20 protein-coding genes are annotated in these 23762 nt (G+C 62.6%); 8 read left to right on the forward strand and 12 right to left on the reverse strand.

The features are described 5' to 3' along the window. Window positions 1-288 precede the first annotated feature (288 nt). Window positions 289-735 (reverse strand): hypothetical protein, encoded by a 447-nt coding sequence (locus tag OG326_RS21540; protein WP_327138894.1) that lies wholly within the window; start codon window positions 733-735, stop codon window positions 289-291. A gap of 241 nt (window positions 736-976) precedes the next feature. Here OG326_RS21540 and OG326_RS21545 point away from each other — a divergent pair, with 241 nt between their 5' ends. Together OG326_RS21545 and OG326_RS21550 are read left to right on the forward strand one after the other, a co-directional pair. Further along, complete coding sequence (locus OG326_RS21545; protein ID WP_327138895.1) at window positions 977-1846, forward strand: helix-turn-helix domain-containing protein; 870 nt, start codon at window positions 977-979, stop codon at window positions 1844-1846. Next, on the forward strand, window positions 1843-2172 hold the full coding sequence (locus tag OG326_RS21550) for a DUF397 domain-containing protein (RefSeq protein ID WP_327138896.1): 330 nt from the start codon (window positions 1843-1845) through the stop codon (window positions 2170-2172). Before OG326_RS21545 ends, OG326_RS21550 begins: the two co-directional genes overlap by 4 nt. Window positions 2173-2265: 93 nt before the next feature. On the opposite strand, the gene OG326_RS21555 is transcribed toward OG326_RS21550, so the two are convergent. The 5 genes from OG326_RS21555 to OG326_RS21575 form a co-directional block, all read right to left on the reverse strand. Then, window positions 2266-4305 (reverse strand): hypothetical protein, encoded by a 2040-nt coding sequence (locus OG326_RS21555; protein WP_327138897.1) that lies wholly within the window; start codon window positions 4303-4305, stop codon window positions 2266-2268. A gap of 161 nt (window positions 4306-4466) precedes the next feature. Continuing rightward, a complete protein-coding gene (cysS, locus tag OG326_RS21560) occupies window positions 4467-5858 on the reverse strand; it encodes a cysteine--tRNA ligase (protein WP_327138898.1) in 1392 nt (463 codons plus the stop codon). 23 nt (window positions 5859-5881) lie between these two features. Beyond that, entirely contained in the window at window positions 5882-6643 is a 762-nt protein-coding gene (locus tag OG326_RS21565) for a hypothetical protein (protein ID WP_327138899.1), read from the reverse strand. Further along, on the reverse strand, window positions 6556-7311 hold the full coding sequence (locus OG326_RS21570; protein ID WP_327138900.1) for a hypothetical protein: 756 nt from the start codon (window positions 7309-7311) through the stop codon (window positions 6556-6558). Before OG326_RS21570 ends, OG326_RS21565 begins: the two co-directional genes overlap by 88 nt. Window positions 7312-7380: 69 nt before the next feature. Next, window positions 7381-8850 carry a DinB family protein gene (locus OG326_RS21575; RefSeq protein ID WP_327138901.1) on the reverse strand — a complete coding sequence of 490 codons (1470 nt, stop codon included), beginning with the start codon at window positions 8848-8850 and terminating at the stop codon, window positions 7381-7383. A 764-nt stretch (window positions 8851-9614) separates the two neighbouring features. On the opposite strand from OG326_RS21575, the gene OG326_RS21580 reads away from it, so the two are divergent. The 5 genes from OG326_RS21580 (at window position 9615) to OG326_RS21600 (ending at window position 14313) form a co-directional block, all read left to right on the forward strand. Continuing rightward, the gene (locus tag OG326_RS21580) at window positions 9615-10700 is read left to right on the forward strand and encodes a helix-turn-helix domain-containing protein (protein WP_327138902.1); all 1086 of its coding nucleotides are present in this window, start codon (window positions 9615-9617) and stop codon (window positions 10698-10700) included. 22 nt (window positions 10701-10722) lie between these two features. Then, a complete protein-coding gene (locus OG326_RS21585; RefSeq protein WP_327138903.1) occupies window positions 10723-11652 on the forward strand; it encodes an inositol monophosphatase family protein in 930 nt (309 codons plus the stop codon). A gap of 68 nt (window positions 11653-11720) precedes the next feature. Then, window positions 11721-12770, forward strand: a complete 1050-nt coding sequence (locus tag OG326_RS21590) for a Gfo/Idh/MocA family protein (RefSeq protein WP_327138904.1) — start codon at window positions 11721-11723, stop codon at window positions 12768-12770. Window positions 12771-13369: 599 nt separating this feature from the next. Then, window positions 13370-13564 carry a hypothetical protein gene (locus OG326_RS21595; protein ID WP_327138905.1) on the forward strand — a complete coding sequence of 65 codons (195 nt, stop codon included), beginning with the start codon at window positions 13370-13372 and terminating at the stop codon, window positions 13562-13564. A 452-nt stretch (window positions 13565-14016) separates the two neighbouring features. Continuing rightward, a complete protein-coding gene (locus OG326_RS21600) occupies window positions 14017-14313 on the forward strand; it encodes an STAS domain-containing protein (RefSeq protein WP_327138906.1) in 297 nt (98 codons plus the stop codon). Window positions 14314-14720: 407 nt separating this feature from the next. Here OG326_RS21600 and OG326_RS21605 read toward each other — a convergent pair whose 3' ends face one another. From OG326_RS21605 to OG326_RS21625, 5 genes are all read right to left on the reverse strand, one after another. Beyond that, complete coding sequence (locus OG326_RS21605; RefSeq protein ID WP_327138907.1) at window positions 14721-15062, reverse strand: DUF6907 domain-containing protein; 342 nt, start codon at window positions 15060-15062, stop codon at window positions 14721-14723. Between the two features lie 71 nt (window positions 15063-15133). Further along, the gene (locus OG326_RS21610) at window positions 15134-16597 is read right to left on the reverse strand and encodes a cytochrome P450 (RefSeq protein ID WP_327138908.1); all 1464 of its coding nucleotides are present in this window, start codon (window positions 16595-16597) and stop codon (window positions 15134-15136) included. A gap of 87 nt (window positions 16598-16684) precedes the next feature. Beyond that, entirely contained in the window at window positions 16685-17623 is a 939-nt protein-coding gene (locus tag OG326_RS21615; RefSeq protein WP_327138909.1) for a terpene synthase family protein, read from the reverse strand. 139 nt (window positions 17624-17762) lie between these two features. After that, window positions 17763-18293: a hypothetical protein gene (locus OG326_RS21620; protein WP_327138910.1), complete on the reverse strand. Its 531-nt coding sequence runs from the start codon at window positions 18291-18293 to the stop codon at window positions 17763-17765. Between the two features lie 114 nt (window positions 18294-18407). Continuing rightward, window positions 18408-21383 (reverse strand): amino acid adenylation domain-containing protein, encoded by a 2976-nt coding sequence (locus OG326_RS21625; protein WP_327138911.1) that lies wholly within the window; start codon window positions 21381-21383, stop codon window positions 18408-18410. 516 nt (window positions 21384-21899) lie between these two features. On the opposite strand from OG326_RS21625, the gene OG326_RS21630 reads away from it, so the two are divergent. Continuing rightward, the gene (locus tag OG326_RS21630) at window positions 21900-22793 is read left to right on the forward strand and encodes an SGNH/GDSL hydrolase family protein (protein ID WP_327138912.1); all 894 of its coding nucleotides are present in this window, start codon (window positions 21900-21902) and stop codon (window positions 22791-22793) included. A 263-nt stretch (window positions 22794-23056) separates the two neighbouring features. Here OG326_RS21630 and OG326_RS21635 read toward each other — a convergent pair whose 3' ends face one another. Then, complete coding sequence (locus OG326_RS21635; RefSeq protein ID WP_327138913.1) at window positions 23057-23758, reverse strand: hypothetical protein; 702 nt, start codon at window positions 23756-23758, stop codon at window positions 23057-23059. Window positions 23759-23762: the final 4 nt, after the last annotated feature.

Consider the following 23762-nt stretch of genomic DNA (forward strand, 5'->3'; position numbering starts at 1 on the left):
GTCCGAGCGGCTTGAGCGACCAAACATCCACGTCGCGCCGCGCCGCATCCATCCACCCCGTCAGATGCACTATGTGAGGTACCAGCAGACACGTGATTCCTGACGGCGCGAAGGTGACCAGCAGCCGGGCGAACTCAGTGTCGGTGTCGGTTACCCGGACGCCGCGCAGATCGAATGCGAGATGAGCTGCGAGCCTGCGGATCTCGTTCACGTGCTCGCTGGTGTGGGCACCGGAGCGGTCGCACCGGAGGAAGCCGTACGCCAAGGGGGCTCGGACTCCGCCGGTCGTCACAGCGCGACCTCGCACACTTGTGCAGCGGCGCGTCGGGCGAGAATGTCGAGGAGACATGTATGGGGCACCGCCATTCCGGACATGTGCCCGCAGACGGTGATCACAGTGTGGGCTTCGGATCGGCGGCATTCCTGCACTAGATCGAGAAATGCAGGTGGGACAGTCGTCGAGTGTGGTGCCGGTTCCAAGAAGACGGCAGCCAACTGGCATCCCAGCTGGAAGGCGGCAGTCACCAGTCTTTGCTCGCCAAGGATCAGGGCAACGCTATCGAGTAGATCGACTCGCAGGTATCCGTACGCGAGCGGCAGGGGATCGAGGGCGCGGTCGTTGGCACGAGCAGCTTGAATCGCGTCCTCGGGCGAGTGGCTCCTGCCGTCGGGCGGGACACCACTGGTTCGAAGCGATTCGCTGGTCAGCCGCGTGGCTATGGTTGGTGCAGCCATTTCTGATCAACTCCCTTGCAAGGCAACCTATCTCGGCTAATACGCCATCTCGGTTGAGCTCGGGCGGTCTGTTGGTAATCGTGAAAATTTGGCCCGGCTCAGCTATTTGGCAGGCAATGTAATCTGCGCCACAATCGTGTCTACAGATTAGTATGTAAATTTACATCCAGCAATACATAGCCTGATTGGCCACGGTCCGCGCGCTATGGTGCTGACGACTGCCGTAAACATGGAGGACAGAGTGACTGAGACGGGTAGGCGATCTGATCCCAACGCGCTTCGGTTCCTGATCGGCCGGGAACTCAAGGACGCTCGCGAAAGTGCTCGGATGTCGCAAAAACAGGCCGGCGAGAAGATCGACTGCACCGCAACGAAGATCAACTACTTGGAGACCGGCAAATCGACGCAGCAGCCGACCGAGGTGGCCGTCCTGTTGGAGGCATTCGGGGCCGATCGCACGCACATAGAACGGGTCTCCGCCCTGGCCGGACAGGCGGACCAAGCCACGTGGTGGGCGCCTTTCGGTCCAGTTTTTCCGAACTGGTTCAAGACTTTCGTCGGCCTCGAAGGGCTAGCCGAGAGTCAGGACTGCTACACCTCCCTACATCTCCCGGGGCAGATGCAAACGCCTGAATACGCAGCCGCTCTGCTGGAGGGCCACTTGCGAGTCGCGCCTGCAGACGCACCGCAGGTGGTCCGTGGGCGAATGGCCCGTCACCGCCTCACCGGCGAACATCCGCTGCGTATGCGGGTCGTGATGGAGGAGTACGTCCTCGATCGAATTGCAGGCGGCCCGCAGGTCATGAAGCCGCAGTTCGAGCACTTGCTGGAGCTGGCTGTGCTCCCGAATGTAGAGCTCCACGTCATGCCCGTCGATGTAGCCGTACATGATGGCCTTGACGGTGACTTCATCGTTCTGAACTTCGAGTCTGCCCGAAGTATCGGATACATCGAATACCCCGCTGGCGCTCTATATGTCCAGGAGGAGGACCAGGTCGAGCTGTATAAAATGGCCATTGACCGGATGTGCGCCGCCGCGCTGTCCGAGTCCGACTCGGTTGATGCGATCGAGAGTCGGCTGGTAGCACTGGAGCATAGGAGCAACCGATGAGCACCGTAGACCGCCTGGCATGGCGGACCTCCAGTTACAGCGGCAACGGTGAAGGCTGCGTCGATGTTGCCCCGACTCCGTCGACGGTGTTCGTCAGGCATGCCAAACACCATGGCCAGGGCACCATCGCGTTCACGGCTGAACAGTGGTCAGACTTTGTTCAGGAGGTCTTGGCGGGTCGTCCCAGCCGTAGTGGTGCCGTTGGCGTTACGTGCGATACTCCTGACACGGTCGTCTCATCCGGTGATGTTCGTTTGCGGTTCAACGAGATTGAGTGGTCGGCGTTCGTAGCGGGGGCGACCGACGGCGAATTCGACTTCCAGTAACTCCTGGCGACATCTCATCTAGGTTCCTCAGAAGTCTTGGCGGAGTCTCAAATGATTGGCGGTGATTTGGCGGATCCGCCAACATTCTGAGACTCAGCGGTGCGCGTGAGGTGAGTTCGGTCGTCCGGCCGCCGAACCTTGGGGTGCAAGAGTCGGGACGAGTACGCGTATAGCACCGTCGATGTGTTCCACGGCAGATCCACTGTCGGCGACGGCAACCAGAGACACGCGGTCGGCGAGCGCGAACGTACCACCGTTGCGGTGTCGTCGCCGGAACTTCTTCCACTTCTTCCATACCGCGGGCAGCGAGCTCATGACCGCGTTCACGGACTCGGCCCAGCCCTCTTGTTCCAGGGTGTTCGACAGCACGGTAATGATGTCGTCAGGGACGCCAGCGGTGGGCTTGTGGGCGTCCAACCTCAACTCCTGGCGAGTGTAGAAGTCGTTCAGTGCTTCGCTCCAATCCGCGATGACGATTCGCGCAGCATTCTCGGCAGGCACGTCATGCAGGATGGTGAGGCGGTCGACGAGATATGCGCCGAGGGCGTCTGATTCGGCGGCTACCGATGCTTTGACCGCGTGCATGCCCGCGCGTGTGCGCGCGTAGTGGTGGAAGGACGCGGGATCGGTGAGGATGTCGGCAACCATGAGCAGGTCGGTGAGTGAGACGACCCACGTCGGCCGGTTGACGGAGCCCGATACCGCTAGTCCGCCGAATGCGAACGGATCGATGCGCTCGAACGTCACGATGACGGCGGTGCCACCAGCGATCCTAATCGGGAGTAGCTCGACCGGCCGTCCGTTCGCTGTGCGGCGGAACGAACGACCAGCCTCGTCCAGGATGTAGTTCAGGGCGCGATCGGTTTGGTCGAGTGCCTTGCCGAGGATCTCCTTGATTTTCTTGTCTACTCGGTCGGGGGCGCCTCGCCGTCCTGGATCGGTCAGTGCAATCGCTTTAGCTTCGACGGCAAGTGGCCACTCGGAGACGACGAGGGCGTCGATCTCGCCGTGCTGGCCGGAAGCGGGATCGTAGTGCTGCGTCGCGTGGACGCTGTCGATACCAAACACCCGCTCTAGTGCGCCGTTGACCAAGCGTTCGTGCGCGTCCTGGCGGTGCTTGTGGTATTTCTGCGGGTCGAAGCCATCGCGTTTGGGTTCCACCGCGAGGCGCTGGTGGATGGCGGCCGATAACGACCACAGGTCCGGAACGAAGTACGTCCCGTCATCGAGCTTGATACACGGGTGCGTGCGTGCCCGGTTCGGTTGACTAAGTGCCCGAAACTCTGGTTGACAGCCGTAGGTCGCAGAGAAGAACTCCAGCATTGCGGTGACCTGCTCGATCGGAATGCCTGTGCTGGTCGCGACAGCATCTGGTGTCCACAGGGTGATGGCGTTCAGTGCGTCGAGCATCGCCATGGTGGATGCAGGGTCTGGGTTATCGCTGTCCAGTTCGATGGCCAACGCGTCGCGCGCGGCCGGAAATGCCTGGTTCAACGCCCGCGCGTGCACTCTGGTCGACCGGACCACATCTGCGGGATCGAAACCGAGTGCGCGGATGTAATAGTCGCGGTGGCGCCCGAAAACCTCGGTGTCGACATGTTCGAGATGCGTGGGGTAGCCGGGCATCCTGTCGCACTGATACTCCAGCCGCAACTGCTGAAGAAGCATCTCCCGATCCGGGCCATTGATGTCGGCTTTCGCAGTGAACTCGACGACCATGCGACCTTGGTCTGCGGCGAAGATGTCGCTGATCAGTGCTGCCACCTGCTGCGTTATATCCTGCGGGGTGTCGGCGTCCCCGTCGGCGGGTAGCGAAAGCGCGACGCCAACAAGGTATTCGACCTTCGCTGCCCATGTCGATGTCAGCTCGACATCGGCCAGACTCTCGGTGCCGGTGATTCCGAGGGTCATCGCCGGAACCACCACGGAGTTGATCAGCTGGGTGAGGTCTCGACCTACCATCAGCTCGCGGAGTTCCTCGACTAGCGTGGGCAGCTTGTCCGCCTTTGCCCGGAGCCGCTCCAGCTGCTCCCTAATGAGAGTGTCACGCTCGGGTCCCGGCGAAAGTAACCTCCGTACCGTGCCGGCGTCGGCAGCCTCCGTCGATTCAATGAGGCTCTCGAAGTCGATCATGCGGTCTTGCGGGAACCCACCAAACCTCGTCACAGCGCCGATCCTAAAGGTTGGCCAGACATGTCGGGGGCAGTCGGATGATCCACCTCAGCAGCAGGAGCTATAGCCACAGGTTCGTCCGGCACGGTGAGCGTCGTGGCATTAAGCGAGGGATGTGTCGCTCATCTGCGAAGTGTCCAATTCGCATCGTCGGGTGTGTCGGTCACGGCGATACCAGCAGCGGCCAGGCGGTCTCGCACTTCGTCGGCGGTGAGCCAGTCCTTGGCTGCGCGGGCGGCGTCACGTTGCTCAAGTTGGGCCGCTACCAGCACATCGAGTGCATGACCGGTGACGTCGACCATGCCGGTGTCGCGACGGTTCCAATGCGGGTCCAAGGGGTCTACCCCGAGAATGTCGAGCATCCTGCGCACCTGAGCGGCGATGTCGGTGGCTGCGGCCGTGTCCTTGCTGTCGAGCGCCTTGTTGCCTGAGGTTACGAGGTTGTGGATCTCGGCCAAGGCCTTGGGTATTGAGAGATCGTCGTCCAGCGCAACGGCGAACGCGCCGGTCCATTCACCCAGTGGCACCGCTCCTGCGATGTCACGGACCTTGTGCACGAAGGCTTCCAGCCGTCGGTAGGCGGTGGCGGCATCGTCGAGTGCTTGCTCGGAGTACTCCAGCATGGAGCGGTAATGCGCGCTGCCGAGGTAGTAGCGAAGTTCCACTGCGCGTACTCGGGTGAGCATGTTGGGTACCGAGAGGACGTTGCCCAGTGATTTCGACATCTTTTCCCCGCCCAGGCTTACCCACCCGTTGTGGAGCCAGTAGCGGGCGAAACCGTCACCGGCGGCTCGAGATTGGGCGATCTCGTTTTCGTGGTGGGGGAATATCAGATCGATTCCGCCGCAGTGGATGTCGAATTCGGCACCGAGGTAGGTGGTGGCCATCGCGGAGCATTCCACATGCCAGCCGGGTCGTCCCGGTCCCCAGGGTGACGGCCATGTCGGCTCACCGGGTTTCGCTGCCTTCCAGAGCGTGAAGTCGCGTGGATCGTGTTTGCCCATACCGGCGCTCTCGCCTTGCTGCACGTCGTCGAGCTTGTGCCCGGACAGCAAGCCGTAATCGGCGTAGCTGCGAACGTCGAAATACACGTTGCCGCAAGCGGAGTAGGCGTGGCCGGCATCGATGAGTCGCGCCATCAGCTCGATCATCTGGGTGATGTGCTCGGTCGCGCGGGGCTGCGCGGACGGTGGCAGTACGCCGAGTTCGTCATAGGCGCGGTCGAAGGCGCGTTCGTAGGTGGTGGCCCATTCCCACCAGGGGCGTCCGGCGTCGGCGGCTTTGTCCAAAATTTTGTCGTTGACGTCGGTGACGTTGCGTACGAAGGCAACCTCGTAGTTGTTGGCCTGCAACCACCGTCGCAGCACATCGAAGGCGACTCCGCAGCGCACATGCCCGATATGCGGTTCGCCCTGCACGGTGGCGCCGCAGAGATACACCGACGCACGGCCAGGGATGAGCGGGGTGAAATCGCGCAGGGTCCGCGTCACGGTGTCGAACAGGCGCAGCGTCATGGCCGAGGATGTTACCGGTGCCATCACCGGTCCGTCGCTGCCATCGGTGAATGCCGAATCGTGTTCTCGGGTGCGGAAACCCGGCCGTCGTCATGGTCGCCCGCCCACCATCGGCGGCCTTCCGGTGGGAGCGTGTCGAGTGGGTCGTAGAACTCGTGCAGACGGGTCAGCGCCTCGGAGTCGTCGACTTCTGCCATGGTGCGATAGTTCTTGGACCAGTAGGAAATTCCCCGTATCCGGTCGTAGTAGCACGGCTGGTGCACCCATCGTTTGCCGACGAAGGGCACGTCACACACGATCCGCGGGGTTGCGAAGCCCGGGAGATAGCCCATGATGTCCAGTTGCAGGGCCTGCGCTTGGGCTACCGAGGTTCGCCAGTGCTCGCTGAACGGGATCATGTCGCACATGTAGATGTAATAGGGCATCACTGCGGCTTGGTCGAGCAACGCGAAGGACAGATCGAGCAGAGCCTGCGCGCTGTCGTTGACCGATCGCAGCAGCACTGCCTGATTGCGAATGTCCCGTAACCCTGCTTCCAGGAGGCGACGGGCTGCGGCACACACGCTCGGGGTGATCTGCTGGGCGGCGTTGGCGTGAGTGTGCAGGGACAGCTGGACTCCGCGAAGGTGCGCGGTGCCGGCCAATCGTGCGATACCCGAGACGAGGTGTTCGTCGGCCCAGTGCTGGGGCAGACCGATCAGCGCCTTGCTCGCAAGGCGAATGTCGCGGATGGAATCGATCTCCAGCAGCTCGTTGACGAATGCTTCGACCCGCGGCCATGGCATATGTTGGCGAGGTCTCCGCCGGAGACCACCACGTCCCGCACGGCCGGCGTCGCTCGCAGATAGGTGAGCATCGCATCGAGTCGCGCTTGTGGTTTGAGCGCGAAACCGGACTTGCTGATCTGCGCGGTGGAAGTGCCGACCAGATCCATCCGCGTGCAGTGTCCGCAGTACTGCGGACAGGTGGATACCACCTCGGCCAGCACCTTGGTCGGATACCGGTGGGTCAAACCCTCGACCGCCCACATATCACGCTCGTGCAGCGAGTCCCGTTCAGCACGAGGATGGGACACGAAATCGGTCTGCCGATCGGAGAATATCGGCAGCATGTAGCGCCGGACCGGATCTCGGCGGAAGGCATCGGTGAGGCTCCCAGGTCCACAGACCGGGGCCTCGGCGGCGATCGTGTTGACCATGTGCGGGGTGATCAACATCGACATGGTCGCGCGCTCGCGTTGATCACGTGCCAGATCAGCGAAGAAGGAGTCGCTGACAAGGTCCGCGGTGACATCGCGGAGTTGACCGAGGTTCTTGAGGCAATGGGCGCGTTGCCACTGCGGCGAATTCCACTCCCGCGCAGTCGTTTTACGCCAGCCAGGAAATCGCCGGTGGTCGGGCTCCTGAGTGATTCGCCGTCGGTAGGAGTAGGGCTGGAGCAGATCGGGAGACATTCGTCCTCGCAGTGCTTTCGCTGGGGTAGGCACGTGTCCGTCGCTGGCGGCGCTTGGCTGCGACCGGTGTCAGCTATCGGTGACCTGGTTGAGCAGCCGGGCAGCTTCGTCGGCGCGTTGATTGATGGTGATTGCGAGAGAGTCGATCTGGTCGGTGAAGAATCCGTCAGCGCCGATCAGTGCGGCTTCGGCCGTTCCCAATCCGCTGAACAGTCGTGAGGCGAAGCGGTGGTTGGCGGTATGTCGGTGTCCGGAAGCGTCGAGAATCTTGTCGATCGACACGGCATGGTCGCGGGGGTGCCAGATGTAGCGCTGGAGGCGGAAGCGCAGTTCGACGGGGCCCAGTTCCCACCATGCGGAACGGATTCCGAGTTCATCGTGGGTGATGCCGGAGTAGTCCTGTGTGTTGCGCAGATGCACGCGTTCATACAGCGCCAGCAGCTCGTGCAGACTTTCGTGGTTGCCCGGCGGTTCACCGTGCTGAGCAACAGTGTCCGCAGCCGGAACCGCTTGTGGCGGTAGCCCTTTGCGGCCTCGATCCAAGGCGTGCAAGATCTGAGGCCGGTAGGCCCACCATTCCGCCATGACCACGTGGGCGAGGTTTTCACGGATGGAGCGCTCGGAACGCAGCGGTGTGTTATCCAGCAACGCGTCCGGGACACCGACGAACAGCGACTGGAATTCGCGGTACGCGAACCGGTGCTGGCCCAGCAGCCGGTACGTGTCGTTGAATTGTGGTCCGTGCTTTGCCCGTTCACGCTCGGCGGTGACCGCGAAATCGCACAGTTCTTGATAGCCCTGAAGGACAACTTCACGCAGACAGTCCGAGTACCACTGCCAGTCGCCGGCCCCAGGTTTTCCTACCCAGTCTTTCATCAGAAGCTCGTCAGGCACTGTGGCGACAGTCTGGGCGAAGCGCTCGACAGCGATCGCGAGGGGAGATGTCGTCACCTGACGATGACGGTCCCACGTTGATTCGATCACACCGCCGTTGCGGGCGACTTTGCGCCACCGTGTGGCTTCCTCCACCGTGACGCGATCGGTGGAGTGGCGCGTGATCGCCTCGTCGAAGAGCCTGATCGACTCGCCGTGCTTCTTCTTCCGCAGCGCCGCTTTGCCCCGTCCGACGAGCAACTGAGCTTTGAAGCTCTCCGGTGTCAGATGACCAGGGGTGTCGTGGAAGACGGTCTGGTAGCCGACGGACAACCGCGTGCGACGCGGTGCCCCGTTCCATTCGTGGTATCGCGTCTGGTCGGGTGCGAGCAATTGGATGGTCGGTGACCAGATGTAGATGTGGTTATTGATGATGTCCGTGGCCGCCTGGTCCGGAGCGGTGGTGACTACCCGAACCGGGAAGGTGTGCTCGGCGATGTCGCGGGCAACGTCGGAATCGGAGTAGATATCCCGATCATGACCTCGGCAGCCGGAGCATTCCGGTGAGTGCAAATCCAGAAGGACCGGCTTGTCTTCGACCTCGGATCGCTTCAATAGCGTGTGAAAATCGTGCTGATTTGCCCATTGAACTATCAATGTACTCATCCATTCGGCGTGAGTCTGTTGCGGACGCTGTCCTGTGGCCGGAGTCGATCGGTCTGATTTCCTTCGAGGGCGATCGATCGCGCGCCTTGTATGCCGTCGCTTGTTGTCATGAGTTGCGTAGCAAGGCAAAGGAATTGGCGAAATTGTCGAGCATCTTGTGGCGATGTCGTTCAACGGTGTTGTGGCGGCTCGTCTCCGCTGCCTTCTCCGGGTCCTGTGGCGGCGGTGGGTTCGTTTCCTGTGCACCGTTCGGGGTGTGCCGCACGGAATCGGGCTATCACGCCGTCGATTTCGGCTTGAGTTCCCGCATTCCCGGGTTGCGTTCGTAGCTCGCTGATGATGTCGGCCAACGTGCCGGGGTCCGCGCGGCTGGCATCGCGCAAGATCGCTTCCACCTCGACGTGCCTGTCCTGCGAGCGTGCTCGGCGGGGAATCAGGCGTCGTCCGTTGTCGTTCACATGCCACCTCCGGATGGGATGTCATCTCCTGCACTGGTTTTCGGGTGAGTTGTTTGGTGTTCACCAACCGTCGCATTCGTACCGGCCCCTGACACCTGCCTGACAGTGCGACAGCCGTCGGATTCTTGGGCTACTCTGACCTGCAGTTTTCGCGTAAGCGCCGGTCTTGCCCATCGCGATGGGTAATCTGAGGGCCGTGCAGGTTCCGGGTGTGCAGGAGTGGGTGCCGTGGAAGCTTCATCGGGGCAGTCGAATACGAGCGCGCAGATGATCCAGCCCCCGACTCCGCAGGCACGGGGCCGGGAGATGGCCGCCGTCGGCAAGAAGCTCTGGACCACCCTGGGGTCGGTCACGCGCGCAGCGACGGAGTTGATGGCCCTGTACCAGGATGTGCCGAGTCTGCAGGCATACCGATACGCCGCCGGCCTGTCGCAGGATCAGGCCGCTGAGAGGTACAACGAGAGTACCGGCAACCAGACCAGCCTCGGGGGCACCTCCATCAACGCCTGGGAAACCTGGGCCCGCGGGCGCGGGCGCGGCTCACCGCCCTCGTTATCGAGCATCTTGATCCTGTGCGCCGCGTACGGCCGGGGCCCCTTCGGCGTGGCCGAAGAGAATATTTCGCCCACCGAGCTCATCGCCGAAGCCTACGAACGCCTACCGATCGAGGACCAACTGTCCCTCAAACAGTTCACCCTCGGCTCCCAACCCGAGTCTGCGTACCGGCCGCCGAGAACAACCCCAACGTCGCATGGCCTGCTCGCAACCCCGTCGGGCAGATCGACCGGTCAGGTAGGCGAGGAGTTCGTGCTGTCAGTGCCGACCGTCGAACATGGCAATCCTGATATCTGTGTCTTCGCCCTGCCCAACCCACGTCCAGGCCAGCTGTTGGATCTGACGTGGGAGACGTTCGGGTACGGGCTGGAGCAGCTTTCGGTCCAGATCAAGAATGTGGGACGACGCCTCGATGTCGATGTGTGCTTCGGTGTGAACGAGGCCGGCCTCGTCATGGCAACCTTCATGGCATCATCGCGGTTCTCGCGCTGCAAGATCGGTTACCTGCGCTGCAACAAGATCCGCGACGGCATCGACCTGGATGACGCCTCCTTCTTCCCCGACGCACCGGCCACCCCCACGATCGTTATCTGCGATTTCGAGGTCAAACACGCCGACGTCGTCGGCTACCTCGCCCATCAGCTGCGTGTGAGATACCCGAACGCCGAACTGTACTTCGCGGTATTCGGGGCAATGACCAAAAGCCGCGGCCTGACAGTGGAAAGCTTCGACGACCTGACCGGCGCGAAAATCATGCGCGCCGCAGGTTTCGAGGCCATCTTCATCGCCGCCACCATGAACCCGCCGGGAATCGAACCCCCTATGGAGCTGCGATGACACAGTCGAAAGGTGACCCTCAATGATCACTGGGGCAACGAACACCGAACTCGCACACCACATCGCCGACCTGGTGCGCCAGATGATCACCGAAATCCGCCCCCGCCTGATCGACGCCGCCCTGACCGGTCACCGGGCGGAGAACGAGAACCTGCGCCACAGCGACAACTTCCTCTCCGACTACGACCTGTGGATGCACCACCGCTACAAAGAGCTACTGGCACAAAAGATCCCCTCATTCGTCTACGCCTCCGAGGAAGCCGACCCCGAGGTCATCGGCCCGGACCCGGACCCCGACCTGTGCGTGCTGGTCGACCCGCTCGACACCAGCGAGCTGGCCGTACGCGGCCTCTACGGATACACCCACGTCCTGATCTACTCACGCGAACTGGCACGGCCCGTGGCTGCGGTGGTCGGCGACATCTTCCACCACATCCAGATCTACCTCGCGGCCATGGACGAAGCAGGAAACGACCGAGCACACATGATCACCGCAGACGGAGCCCGGCACGCTCTCGACCGACCATCGCACGCCTCACTGCCCGACGCATTGGTCACCAACTACCTCATGCGACCTGCGCAACGATTCCAGCCATTGGCCCAACAACAAGAATTTCTGAAAGCGTTGAGCGCCACGGCCGGGAGCGGAAAAGCGAACGGACGCATCGGAGTCGATTTCGGATCGATCGGCTTATGTCACGTAGCGGCCGGATTCTCCGATGCCATGATCGAATTCGCCAAAGGCTTCGCCATCTGGGACCTGTCGCCAGGGCACTACATCCTGCACGCCGCAGGCGGTATCGTGACCGACCTCGACGGCAGAGATATCCCACTGGACTACTGTTTGAACTCGATGTCCGACATCAACAAAGCCATGAACACACGTCAGAAATTCATTGCCGCCGGAAACCGCAACCTGGCTCGCGAAATCCAGTCCACATTGCGTCCGTGAATCACAGTTCCCGGCATAGCCGGACCGCAGCTGCGGAAGGCCGGATCTTCGGTGTCAAGGGGAGTGAGATGGCGGAACTTCGAGTGGCAGTGGTGGGATACGGGCTGGCCGGAGCAGTGTTCCATGCACCACTGATCGCCGCCGAACCACGCACGCGCTTGGACGTGGTAGTCACCTCGTCGGCCGAACGCGCCGAACAGGCACGCCGGGAACATCCAGGGGTACGGGTCCTCGCCTCAGCCGAGCAGCTCTTCGCCGATCCCTCGGGAATCGATCTGGTCGTTATCGCGACACCCAACCGCAGCCACGCCTCGCTCGCACTGGCGGCTATCGAGGCCGGAATCCCGGTCGTGGTGGACAAACCGTTCACCGTCACCTCCGCCGAGGCCGAGCAGGTCATCGCCGCAGCCAACCGGCGTGGGGTGGCGTTGTCGGTGTTCCAGAACCGGCGGTGGGACGGCGACTTCCGCACCGTCCAAACCTTGATCGCGAACGGCCGCTTGGGAAAGGTACGACGGTTCGAGTCGCGGATCGAGCGGTGGCGGCCAGTGGGCAAAGGCGGCTGGCGCGAGCTCGGTGCAGCCGCCGACGGCGCCGGATGCCTCTACGACCTCGGCAGCCACCTCGTCGACCAGGCGCTGACCCTGTTCGGACCGGTCACCGATGTCTACTGCGAACTCGACCGCCGACGTGCAGGAGTGCAGGCCGATGACGACGCGTTCCTTGCCCTCACCCACACCGGAGGTGTCCGGTCTCATTTGTGGATGAGTGCAGTATCAGCACAGATCGGTCCCCGGTTCCGTGTTCTGGGATCCGAAGGCGCTTTTGTCCTACACGGAACTGATCCACAAGAAGCCGCTCTGCGCGCTGGCCGACGCCCCAATGGCGGACATCGCTGGGGTGCGGTCGAACCCGACTGTTGGGGCCGATTGGGGACCGACGGCGATAGCGATCGGATTCCCACCGAGCCTGGCGATTACCCCGCGTTCTATCGCGCGATGGCCGCCGCCCTAGACGATGGCACGCCAGTTCCCGTCGATCCTCACGACGCGCTCGAAACACTCAGGGTTCTGGAGCAGGGATTCAGGGCCGCCGATCGAACCGTAACCGGGCAGTGAAAGCGGCTGACACGCCTCGGTAAGGCATAGCCAGCTGTACCTGCCCGGCTGGCTCTAGTCCGCTCAAGTGCGCGCTCATGCCGAATGCAGTACGTGCCGGGCGCCCCACCGTTGATCGGTGAATCCTGGTGGCACCGCGGGCCGCCCCCATACCGCGCTGACCGAAGCGGCCATCGCGGCGCCTTGGAAGGTCAACCGGCAGCATCCATCTGGCGCGGTGGGATTGCACCACTCACCCCGACAGGTCAGTTTTCGTTGGAACCTGCCACAGACGGCATTCGGTGGCTGGCGTGGATCACCTGTCGCAGTGAGGTTTCGCCGGTTTTCCAACGACCCGCCGGTACCGGAGGACACGCCGTAAGGAGGTTCCAGCAATTCGCTCCGGGGGAATAATTAGCACGATCAGGCGTGGCGGCGTTCATGATCGGCGCGAGCGCGCGCCGGTAGAGTGGCCGACGGTTCCGGGACGGGTGTGGCCGTGTCCGGGGCTTGATCAGGGCGAGAAGTCCCGTCTGCCAGGCACTTCGCGGTGGCCGGTGGGCGGGACTTTTCCCTGGGGCGTCGGTGTGCCGTGACTCTTCGAGGTAAAGGGGCAGGGTGTGGACGAGTCACTCAGCGCGGAGAATCTGCGCGCCCTGCGGGAGTTGCTGGCACAGGTAATTGCCCGCTACGGCAGCCTCGATGCCTTCTTCGCGCAGATCTACCGGCTGCTCGATTACCCCACGACCGAACTACCGGCCCTGCACGCGGATCCGGTCGCCGGTGGGCGGCATCGGCTCCGTGATGCGTGCTGAACCGACAATCACCGGCCCCGCCGATGCCGTGTCCTGGGTGCGAACTATGGTGCGCGACAGGTCATCTCGGCACCGGAACAGGTGAGGGTGCGGGCACCCCGGACCACGGAAGGCGCCAGTTGGAGCACGTTGCGCGGTGGGGTTGGCCGCGCACTACAGCCCCGTGACCGGAGTGCCCACCATTATCGTAGTGAGAACCCTGTAGGGACACGGGAAAACCCGCACGCCCTGTCCGGTACTTCCCCTACCCACCACGGGCCGGGGCGGTGCCCGTTTCGTCTGTTCCGGTGTGGCCGGTCGGCCTAAGATCAGAGATACCGAGAACGCCGGAGGCCGACCGGCCACCAGGAGCGTTCCCTGCCCGAGTCGCTGTTCGGAGTCGATAAGGGGTGTGTGTCGTGCAAGACAGTCATGACTTGTGGGTACTGAGCTCAGCAGGGTCGCCGTTGTGGATGAGCGCCGAACGGATCGGTGAGCAGGTCACCGTCCAGGTCGGTGGGGATGTGGACCTTTTCACCGCGACCGAACTCGATACCGTCCTGGCCCAGGTCCAGACCTGGGTGGTGCCCGGCGGGGGGCTGCGGGTGGACCTGGCCCAGGTGCAGTTCCTGAGCGTGGCCGGGATGAACGCCCTCAATACCGCGTCGGGCCGCTGCCGCGCACACGAGATCGCGTTCTCGGTGATCGGTGCCAGCGCGGACATCAACCGCCACATCGCCCTCGCCGGCCTGCGTCACTGCCTGACCTGACTCGGTCGGAGCATGTCGACCCAACGACGTCGGCGGATCAGGTCGCGGCCGCCGGATTCGTGTCCTGGACCTGCCCCGGCCATGATGACCTCGATCGCGTCGATCTGACCCTGCAGCACCCCGGCCCGCTCTTGCGTGGACCCGCGACCGGCGAGGCGTTGATGGGCAATGCTGAGCGGCCACGCCGATTCGATCGGACCGTTCTGAGCGGGCGCCGAGGTTCTTGTTCGCCCGTTCGGTCGCCTGTCCGGCGGGGTGAGGAATGAGGGTAACCCCGCCGGACAGACACGTACCCGGACTGCAGACCGGGAATGGTTTGCGAGACCGGTAGTAGTTCGACGCAGGGGATGTGGGCGGATGGGATTGCCTGCTTGCCAGAATCTGGCCGCCCGCTCGGAGGTTGCCCCTCAGTCGAGGGATCCCTCCTGGTGCACACCCGGCTCGCTCCTGGCCTCGGCGACGAGGCGGTGTAGTTGTTCGGCCAGGTAATCGGCCTCGGCGGGGGTGAGCAGCAGCAGGGTGTCGTTCCCGTCTTGGAGCTCGATGGCGTAGGAGCCCGGCTCCCCGGCCACGGTGTCGGTCCGGTTCAGGGAGGTCGTGAGCGACTTGAGACCGAAGATGCTCAGCGTGCGGACAGATTTCAGTCCCACATGGATCTGGCCCAGATCTGGATGATCGTCACCTTGGTCGAAATGGTCGGCGCACCAGAGGGGACAGTGTCGTACCGAATCGGCAAGGACATCGCTCATGCCAGCGAGCATAAACGCACCACAGGACCGCCTCCTTCACCGCTTCGTCGAGCTTCTCCGGCATTGCGGATCTACGGTGTCTTCGGCGCCGCCATAGTTCGGCGGGCCGCCACTCTCATGTGTAGATTGCGCGGTCGCAATGTAAGAGCCTTGGCTGGTTGGATCTGTTTTCCCGGGATATGTCGTAGTTCCCAGTGTGCGGTGATCGTAGCTAGGGCAAGAACAGCTTCGGTGAGGGCGAAATTGTCGCCGATACATTTGCGAGCGTACCGCCCGAAAGGAATATATGCTCCGGGCGTGGTGACAGCGCGTTCGGAGCTCCACCGGTCGGGGTCGAAACGCTCGGGAGCGTCATATAGATCTGCGCGATGGTGGATCAGGTACGAACTGTAGACGACTGTGGTTCCGGGTGGGAGTGCATATTCACCGAGTCGGGTGTCGGCCGCGACTGTGCGAGTGAAGAGCCACCCTGCCGGATACAGTCGCAGCGTTTCGGTGATGATGTTTCTGGTCAGCTCGAGCTTGGGCACATCAACGAAATGGGCGGCGCCGCCTGCGAGTACACGGTCGACTTCGATGTGAAGGCGCTCTTCGATGTCGGGGTGCAGAGCCAAGAGGTGCAGTGCCCATCCGAGGACTGCGGCAGTGGTCTCCGAACCTGCCATGAAGAAAGTTACCGCCTGGTCGGAGATTTCGGCATCGTTGAGGCACTTGCCCTCCTCTAGGGCATCCGTTTCTGCTGCGTTGTCGTGGGCGGAAAGCAGGGTTGCCAGTAGATCGTCGTAGTTGTTTTCGGCTGTGCGGCGATCGGTGATGATCGCGGCGAGTGTCGCGCGCAGGCGCGTGTTGGCTTTGCGGTACCGCCGGTTACCGGGTATTGGTAGTCGCCGGAGTGCTGATGGTGTCGCCAGTTGCGAGTAGAGGCCGTTGAAGAGTGTCGTTACGTCACTCATCGCAATGCGCACTGCGGCCGGGGGCAGCGCGTCGGAGAACATCGCCGCCATGATCGTTCTGATCGTGAGTTCCAGCATCTGTGACGGCACGTCGAGGATTTGACCATGTCTCCAGCTGCTGGTCATGGTTTCGATCTCGTCGACGATCGTTGGCGTGAAGGCAGCGATGCGACCTTGGTTGAATCCGGGTTGAATCAGGCGGCGCTGTCGGCGGTGCAGGCTGTGCGGGCAACTGCCGAGCCCTGTCCCGATGACCTTACGGAGGACATCGAATACAGGCCCGCCCTTGTCGAACGTGCGATCGTCATGCAGAACCTGACGGGTCAGCTCAGGGTCACACACGACGACCACATCGAGTGGACCGAGGCTGACCCGAACCAGTTTGTCGTCGGAGGTTGCGAGCGCGGCCACGAACGACCATGGATCGTGAAGCACCGATAGGGTGTGACCGATCAGTGGCATCGCGCCGGGGGCACGGGGAATAGTGTTGGGCTTCTTGGTGATTCCCTCGGAAGTCGAGTTGGATCGTGCGGAGAGAAAGGGTGAGTGCGGCCTCGTGGCCTTGCGTGGAGTACGCGACATGGGAGCTCCTTGCCTGGATTGGATGTTCGAGCTACCGAGGTTCGAGATCGGCATGTTCACGGCGCTGCGGAATCCGGATCAATAGAACTACTGGGCGTAACGGCCGGTGCACAGTCCCCAATCGGCATAACCACGGACGAGATGGCGCAGCCCTTCGGTAAATCGGCCTGTATCGTCGGTTTCGGAGTAGGAAAGATGAAGGGCTCGGCACAATTCCGGTATTTCTTCCTCGATACGGATGAATTCTCGCGCCCAGGCGTTGACGGTATCCACGACGGAGCTCAGCGCTAGATCCCGTGACCACCCGTGTTCGTGTTGCCGAGATATCACCAAGTTGTGTATGTCACCGAACTTCTCTTCCTTTTCGAGGGATTGAATGTCGTTCATCGTGTCGACCATATCGGTGACCAGAATAGTCAGCTGCTGTATGCAAGGCGCACCCAATATTCTGTTCTGAAGCTCGAAATGTCCTGCCCGCTCGATAAAGCAAATACTCGGGCCCATGTATCCGGCGTTGCGGCGGACTGCGAAAAAGTCGGCTCCGACAGCCAGGATGTGGCCGTTTCGGTTGCGTGCTTCCTCGATATGGGACTGTAGGTACGCGCTCCACGCCGTACGGCAACGGTTTATCCAGGCGGGAGACATCCCGCGGACGATCCGCCACCACACGTCAGCCCAAATCATGCTGAGCGGATGCTGCGGCAGTATTGGCCTTTCCATAACGGTCGTGAGCTCTGTAATGAGGTTGTGTACTCCTGCGATTTCGGTGATGGTATCGATCCGATCATCGAGAGCGGTCGCGAATGTAACAGCGTCCAGAATGAGATCCAGATCCGCCGCAGCGGCATCGGGGTGCCAACCGGCAATGAGCAGTGCTAAATCACACGCCTCCCAAGCTTGGGCCGCCGACTCGGTCGCGGCCAGGCCATGTCCGCGTGCCCAAGAGAAATTGTCCCGACGCGCGCGATCAATATCGCGGTGCGTTCTCGATGGAATGGGGATATCGAACTGAATGTCCTGGGGCATTTCCGCGGTCCTTCGTGCAGTCATGGTTCACGGCGCCGACGCCGCGGGGACCGTTCGGGCAGTTGAGTATTTGGAACGATGACGAACAGTGCAGGTGGTGCCGATTGAGCCGCCGAGACGCTGTCGCCCGCGTGTCGGTTCAGAGGGGATGGGCGAGTGTCAGGACGACGGTGCCGTTGGAGCTGGTGACGCCTTGATCGGTGGCGCATTGGACCAAGTCCAGAGCGGGGTAGACCGCTGTCTGGTTGACCGTGTAGCCCAGGAACTGCCCGGCGGTGACGGTGCCGACGGTGGTGGCGATCGTTTGCCCGACCGGGCGTGTGACCGCGATGGTCGCGGTGACGGTGCTGGGCGGTCCGCTGTTCCAGGTGATGGTTGTCGTGCCGGTCGTTACCGGCGGGGTTAGGAGGCAGCCCGCCTGCACCGTGTAGTGGAAGCCGAAGTCCGAACCGGTCACAGCGCCGCCGCCCAGGCAGGAATAAGAGCCGTCGGCGGTGATCAACGTCGGCCCCGCAGTCAGCTTCAGACCGGGGTCGTAGGTTTGATGCCCGGTACCAGAGCAGGAGATCAGGAGCGGATCATCGGCATGGGCAGCCGGCGCCAGCATTGTTATGCCGAGAGTGAGCGCAGCTGCGGCCGTCAGAGCGAACACGCCACGGAACGTGTACATAATATTTTCTCCTCGTAGTCTCAATATTCAATGGTGTAAATAGCATCGATGCTGTTGCGCCGGCGGGGTACGCGGTCAGGTTTGCGGATGGGTGCTCGTCGGAACGGCGGGGTATTACGGCTCGTACGGCTCGAGGAGTAATCGGTCGAGATAGCGGCCCAGCAGTTCACCGCTGAAGTCGGGTTCGGGCACAGGCGCACCGGACAGAAGGGAGTCGACGTGGGCGCGGTCCCACAGATATGTGTTTTGGTACAGCTCGACAGTGCTAGATCCCTGGAATACCGAGCCTTCATACATGCTCAGCAGGGGATAGAGCGGGGCGTGGCGGTCGTGGTGCCAGAGCGCGACCCACTCGCGGAAGGGGATGACGGCTAGTGGGTGACCGAATTGGTCTCTCACTCTGTGGAAGAACTCGTGCAGTGTGAGGTTGCGTGCTGTGGATGGGATGAGGTTGAACTTGAGGCCGAGCGCGCTGGGACGGCGAGAGATGGTGGCCATGGCTCGGGTCATATAGTCGACAGTGGTCAGGCCTTCGCGAAGATTCTGCAGGTCCGGCACGGCGCTCAGGGCCAGGCAGGTTCTGACGAGTCGCCCCCACCACTGGTACTCGGCGCACTGACCGGTGCGGCTGTGGCAGGTGGCGTATCCGAGGCGAAAGATCATCAACGGCAGTCCGCGGGTAGCGGCGAGATCGGCGATCTTCTCCATCACCCACTTGCTGCGGACGTACCCGATGTCGGTCGACACCGCGGACAGGTTCTGGTCGATGTCGTCGTCCTCGTACATGCAGACCTTGCCGGTGAACAGATGCCCCCAGCTGTAGACCGAGATCGTCGATGCCAGAATCAGCGGCTTGGTGTGCTGTTGGGCGGCGAACGCTATGACATTACGCAGGCCCTGCACATTATCGCGTCGCATATGGGAATAGGGTTCGATGAAATTGACCGCGCTGGCGCAGTGATAGATGACATCGACAGTTGCCGCGAGTTCGGTATATCTGTACTCGGGCATTTGCATTAGAGGTTCTGCCAAGTCGGCGGGATAGGCGCTGATGCGTTGGTAATCCGACGGCGGGATTTGCACGTCGTATCGGTTGATGACTTGGCGCAGGCGTTGGGTGGCATGCGCGGTGGTCGTGCTTCGTACCAGGCAATGCAGGTGCGCGCCGGTCGTGGCCAGCAGTTCGGCCAGCAGGTGTACTCCGATGAACCCGGTCGCGCCGGTGAGCAGGATATGCGCGGGCGCTGAAATTTGGTCGTCGTCGTAGCCGTCGTGGAACTGCGCGCCCGGGGGGAGGCTGATGTCCTCTTCCAGTGCGCGCACCGGTTCGGGATCGGCGGTGCGGATCCTGTGGTGGGTTCGCTGCCTCAGTGCGGCGGCGAGGCTGTGAATATCAGGATGCTCGTACAGGTCTCGGACGTAGACCGGGACGGCGAGGCGGCGGCCGATGTCTTCGACCGCAGCGTTCGCGAGCAGGGAGTGCCCGCCGACTTCGAAAAAGTTCTGGGCAGTGTCGAAATCGGCGTGTCCGAGTAGTTCACGCCAGGTATCGGCGATCGACTTCTCGAACGGATCAACCAAAGCTGTTGCTGCGGAGGTTGTCTGGCGTGGTTCATGCAATAGGCCGCGCAATGCCGACTTGTCAGTCTTGCCGTTTGCGGTGACCGGCAGCGAATCGAGGCAGTGGTAGGTCGCGGGCAGCATGTAGTCGGGAATTTCCCGCCGCAGGTCGGTGCGTAAGTCTCGGATCACCGCGTCCTGGGAACTATGCGTCGCAGGCACGATGAACGCGGCCAGGCGTATCCCGGCGGCACCGACATCAGCTATCACAGCGGTGGCATCTACCGAGGGATGGCGCATCAAAGTGGACTCGATCTCGCCGAGCTCCACTCTGTGTCCACGGATTTTGACCTGACTGTCACCTCGGCCGAGGAACTGCAGCGTGCCGTCGGGCAGACGGCGAGCGATATCACCCGTCCGATACAGCCGCTGTCCCTGGTGAGCGTGTCGGACGAACCGTTGGTCGGTCAGATCAGGATCGTCGAGATATCCGCGTGCCACACCGATTCCCGCCAGACACAGCTCGCCGGCTACGCCACTGGGCACATCGTTCAACGACTCGTCGACGACGAACGCCTCCACACCAGCGATCGGGACCCCTATCGAAGCAGGCCGATGCTCCGCGCCGGGCCCGAGAACGTGGTAAGTCGAGAAAATGGTTGCCTCGGTGGGGCCGTAATAGTCCACGACCGTATAGCTCAGATGATCGGTCGCCAATGGATGCAATGCTTCGCCTGCGGTGAACAGGTATCGCAACTTCAGTCCCGGCGGTTGCGGGGCACGCACCACACTTGGTACCAACACTGTCGGCACGTAGGCGTGGGTGATCGCGTGCTTGGTGTAGAACCGAAGTAGCGCACCAGGATTGGCTCTGTCGGAGTCCTCGAGGATATGGATGCTGGCGCCGGCGGCCAAGGGCGACCAGATCTCCCATTGCGTGACGTCGAAGCCCACCCCGCCGATGAGGGTCGTACGGCAGGTCGGATTCATCTCGAAATGTGCGTTGTGCCAGGCGATGAGGTGCGCGAGGGATCGATGTTCGACCACCACGCCCTTCGGCGTCCCGGTCGTGCCCGAGGTGAAGATAATGTAGGCCGCGTCGTTGCCCGCGACACCCTGCATAGCTTGGCGAAGTCGCGGGCTCTGCCCCACTCGAGTATCGACAGCGATGACAGCCGTGTCCGGCACTGCGAGCGGTTCCGGGGTCGCGTTGACAACGATGGTGGCATGTGCCTGTTCGATGATTCGCAGCACGCGAGCAGGTGGCTGGCTGTGATCGATCGGTACTGCCGTCGCGCCAGCTTTGGCAATGGCGATCAGGCCAGCCACCAGCGCCGCTGAACGCCGACCGACGATGGGGATCTGCGATCTAGCGACGGTGCCGTCGTCCGGCAGGCGAGCCGCGATACTGGAGGCGAGCTGATCGAGATCGCGGTAGGTCAGACGGCCGCCGGGCCAGAGCACGGCATCCGCGTCTGGAGATCTGCTCAGGTGCAGATGGAATTGGTCGAGAACAGTGCGCTCCTGCATGGAGGCACCCCCATCATGTATCGGGATGTGCCGAACCCTGGGAAAAAGTCTTCCACGCGCATGGCAAGACCTGCGATAGCTGAGCGCTTGCGGCACGGATTGTCGGTACTTTGGCACGCGGGGTGCCGGACCTGAATCAGTGGAACTTCGGCGCGTGGGGAATGCTGCCGCACCATAATCGCAACGTCTCGCGGCGGGTCTTCTGTTCGATGCGAATCTTCGCGTCGAGAACATGACCGCGCTTGGTCGGGGCCGTCCGAGTTCGCTCACTGCCCGGGGTGGCGGCGGCCTCTTCTTGCGTAGTCGGGCTGCACCCCGTGAGCGCCCGACATGACATTTGTTGACACGTAGAACATAAATGGGCACTATGACCAATAGTATTCATAGTGTTAGCTGACGGCCGTGGATCTGCCGATCGGAGGTCCCGAGGACATGGCCACGTGCTGGAGAGCTACATGGAACAAGCGATGCCCGTCCGCGGTGGCGCGGTCGTGATGCTGGATGGAGAGAAGAAGAATGCGCGAGACCACCCGTAGGGCGAGCGCCGCTGCGACGGCGGTGGCGGTCATGTCGATGGCGGCCCTGGCATACCCCGCACCGGCGATGGCGACAGCGCCGCGTTACGGAGAGTATGTGGCGCTGGGAGATTCGTGGTCCGCCGACGCGACGGGTAGTCAGATCACTACCGAATTCGTACCCGCGACTTGCGCGCAGAGCGCACACAATTACCCCAAGCAGGTCGCGGCAGCATTGTCGATTCCGGTATTCCGTGATGCCACGTGCAGCGGGGCCGTGACCGCGAATATGACGGCTCCGCAGGCCACTGAGTTGAGTGTCACTCCACCCCAGTTCGACATGCTCACGGCGACAACGGATCTGGTGACACTCGGTATCGGTGGCAACGACGCGGCACTGTCGAAGACCGTATCTACTTGTCTGACCACCGATCCCGCAGCTACGCCGTGTCTCGATAAGATGACCTCCGGCGGCGTGGACCGGATGAGCGAAGCGATAGCCGCCGCCGCGCCTCGGGTGGGGGCCGCGATCACCGGGATTCGCCAGCGGGCGCCCCATGCCCGCATCCTCCTTCTGGATTACTTCCAGGGCGTCGGAGCCACCGGCTGTTTCCCGCGCATCCCGATCTCCGATCCCGACGCGGTCTGGTTGAGCGACAAACTTCGCGAGTTGCATGCCATGCTCGCGCGTACTGCTGCCGACGCAGGCGCTGACTTCGTCGACACCTATACAGCCAGCGTCGGCCACGACGCGTGCCAAGAGCCCGGCGTCCGCTGGGCGGAAGGCTTGATCCCCTTCTCCGATACGCCGTTCGGACTCGCGGTGCCGTTCCATCCGAACCAGCTCGGCGCGGACTACCAGGCGCGGCGGGTGCTGGAGGCGATCGGATCCTAGAACCGCCGTTCTGACGTGGCAGTATTCGTGGGCCAAGTTCTGCTCCCATCGATTGAGCCGATCGTCGTCGGCGTGACCGGATCCGATTGCGCATCATCGAGTGCTTGGGCGTGGCGATAGTCGCGCATGCTTGGGCCTCGCAACCAGAAAATGCCATCGGTACGATTGCCATCGCGACTGGAGGCCGTGCACGGGAACGCCGTGCACGGCCTCGGCCTGTTCAGTGACCTATTTCATTGCGTCGAAATACGCGGTGCAGCAGCCTATTTCGCGGGAGTCGGGCTGGGCTGGGTGATGGTGGTGAAGTACTGGACCAGGCCCATCAGAATGAAGGGGGCGGTGACGAGAAACTGCCCGGCGATGGTGCCCAGCGCGCCGACTGCGAGAGCGCCGCCGATACACCCGAGGACCGCGGCGGGTAGAAATGCACCGAACAGGCCGATGATCGCGGCAGCCGCGACCGTCGCGCCCGCGACGCCGCCGAGTACGCACCCGAGCGTGGCTCCGGCCATGACGCCGACGGTGCTGCCGATAATGGACCCCGAGGTGAGGGTGGTCACCAGCCGGTTCCAGGCCGTTTGTTCGCGGTCGTAGTCCGACTTCCAGGGGGCCTGGTTCTCGAACGGCAGCGCGACGGGGCTGTAGCTGGCATGTTCGCGGTCGAGGCGCGGGGTGAGTGTCGCGGTGCGACCGGTGATGTCGGCGGTGATCGGGAAGACGAAATCGTCTACCCGGAAGGACAATACGGTGCCGGCGAGCGCTTTGCCCGTCGCATCGGCGATGGTGAGTACGCCGTTGCCGACGGTCATGGCGCCGGCGTCGGTGGTGATCACCGCCGCACCGTCACGGAGCGTGGCTGTGTAGCCGACATTCTGATTCGCCGGTGCTGGGTCGGCGGTGGCGGTGGCGGCCGAGACGGCGAGTGCGCCGATCAGCAGCGCCGAGGTCGTCGCGATTTTCCTCATCTGA

Origin of the sequence: Nocardia sp. NBC_01327 (assembly GCF_035958815.1) — a bacterium.
GTDB lineage: Bacteria > Actinomycetota > Actinomycetes > Mycobacteriales > Mycobacteriaceae > Nocardia.

Coding starts and splice junctions, on each gene's coding strand:
- OG326_RS21540 (WP_327138894.1), bottom strand. CDS start 735: ATGGCTGCACCAACCATAGCCACGCGGCTGACCAGCGAATCGCTTCGA.
- OG326_RS21550 (WP_327138896.1), top strand. CDS start 1,843: ATGAGCACCGTAGACCGCCTGGCATGGCGGACCTCCAGTTACAGCGGC.
- OG326_RS21555 (WP_327138897.1), bottom strand. CDS start 4,305: ATGATCGACTTCGAGAGCCTCATTGAATCGACGGAGGCTGCCGACGCC.
- cysS (WP_327138898.1), bottom strand. CDS start 5,858: ATGACGCTGCGCCTGTTCGACACCGTGACGCGGACCCTGCGCGATTTC.
- OG326_RS21565 (WP_327138899.1), bottom strand. CDS start 6,643: ATGCCATGGCCGCGGGTCGAAGCATTCGTCAACGAGCTGCTGGAGATC.
- OG326_RS21570 (WP_327138900.1), bottom strand. CDS start 7,311: ATGTCTCCCGATCTGCTCCAGCCCTACTCCTACCGACGGCGAATCACT.
- OG326_RS21575 (WP_327138901.1), bottom strand. CDS start 8,850: ATGAGTACATTGATAGTTCAATGGGCAAATCAGCACGATTTTCACACG.
- OG326_RS21580 (WP_327138902.1), top strand. CDS start 9,615: ATGGCCGCCGTCGGCAAGAAGCTCTGGACCACCCTGGGGTCGGTCACG.
- OG326_RS21585 (WP_327138903.1), top strand. CDS start 10,723: ATGATCACTGGGGCAACGAACACCGAACTCGCACACCACATCGCCGAC.
- OG326_RS21590 (WP_327138904.1), top strand. CDS start 11,721: ATGGCGGAACTTCGAGTGGCAGTGGTGGGATACGGGCTGGCCGGAGCA.
- OG326_RS21600 (WP_327138906.1), top strand. CDS start 14,017: ATGAGCGCCGAACGGATCGGTGAGCAGGTCACCGTCCAGGTCGGTGGG.
- OG326_RS21605 (WP_327138907.1), bottom strand. CDS start 15,062: ATGAGCGATGTCCTTGCCGATTCGGTACGACACTGTCCCCTCTGGTGC.
- OG326_RS21610 (WP_327138908.1), bottom strand. CDS start 16,597: ATGTCGCGTACTCCACGCAAGGCCACGAGGCCGCACTCACCCTTTCTC.
- OG326_RS21615 (WP_327138909.1), bottom strand. CDS start 17,623: ATGCCCCAGGACATTCAGTTCGATATCCCCATTCCATCGAGAACGCAC.
- OG326_RS21620 (WP_327138910.1), bottom strand. CDS start 18,293: ATGTACACGTTCCGTGGCGTGTTCGCTCTGACGGCCGCAGCTGCGCTC.
- OG326_RS21625 (WP_327138911.1), bottom strand. CDS start 21,383: ATGCAGGAGCGCACTGTTCTCGACCAATTCCATCTGCACCTGAGCAGA.
- OG326_RS21630 (WP_327138912.1), top strand. CDS start 21,900: ATGCGCGAGACCACCCGTAGGGCGAGCGCCGCTGCGACGGCGGTGGCG.
- OG326_RS21635 (WP_327138913.1), bottom strand. CDS start 23,758: ATGAGGAAAATCGCGACGACCTCGGCGCTGCTGATCGGCGCACTCGCC.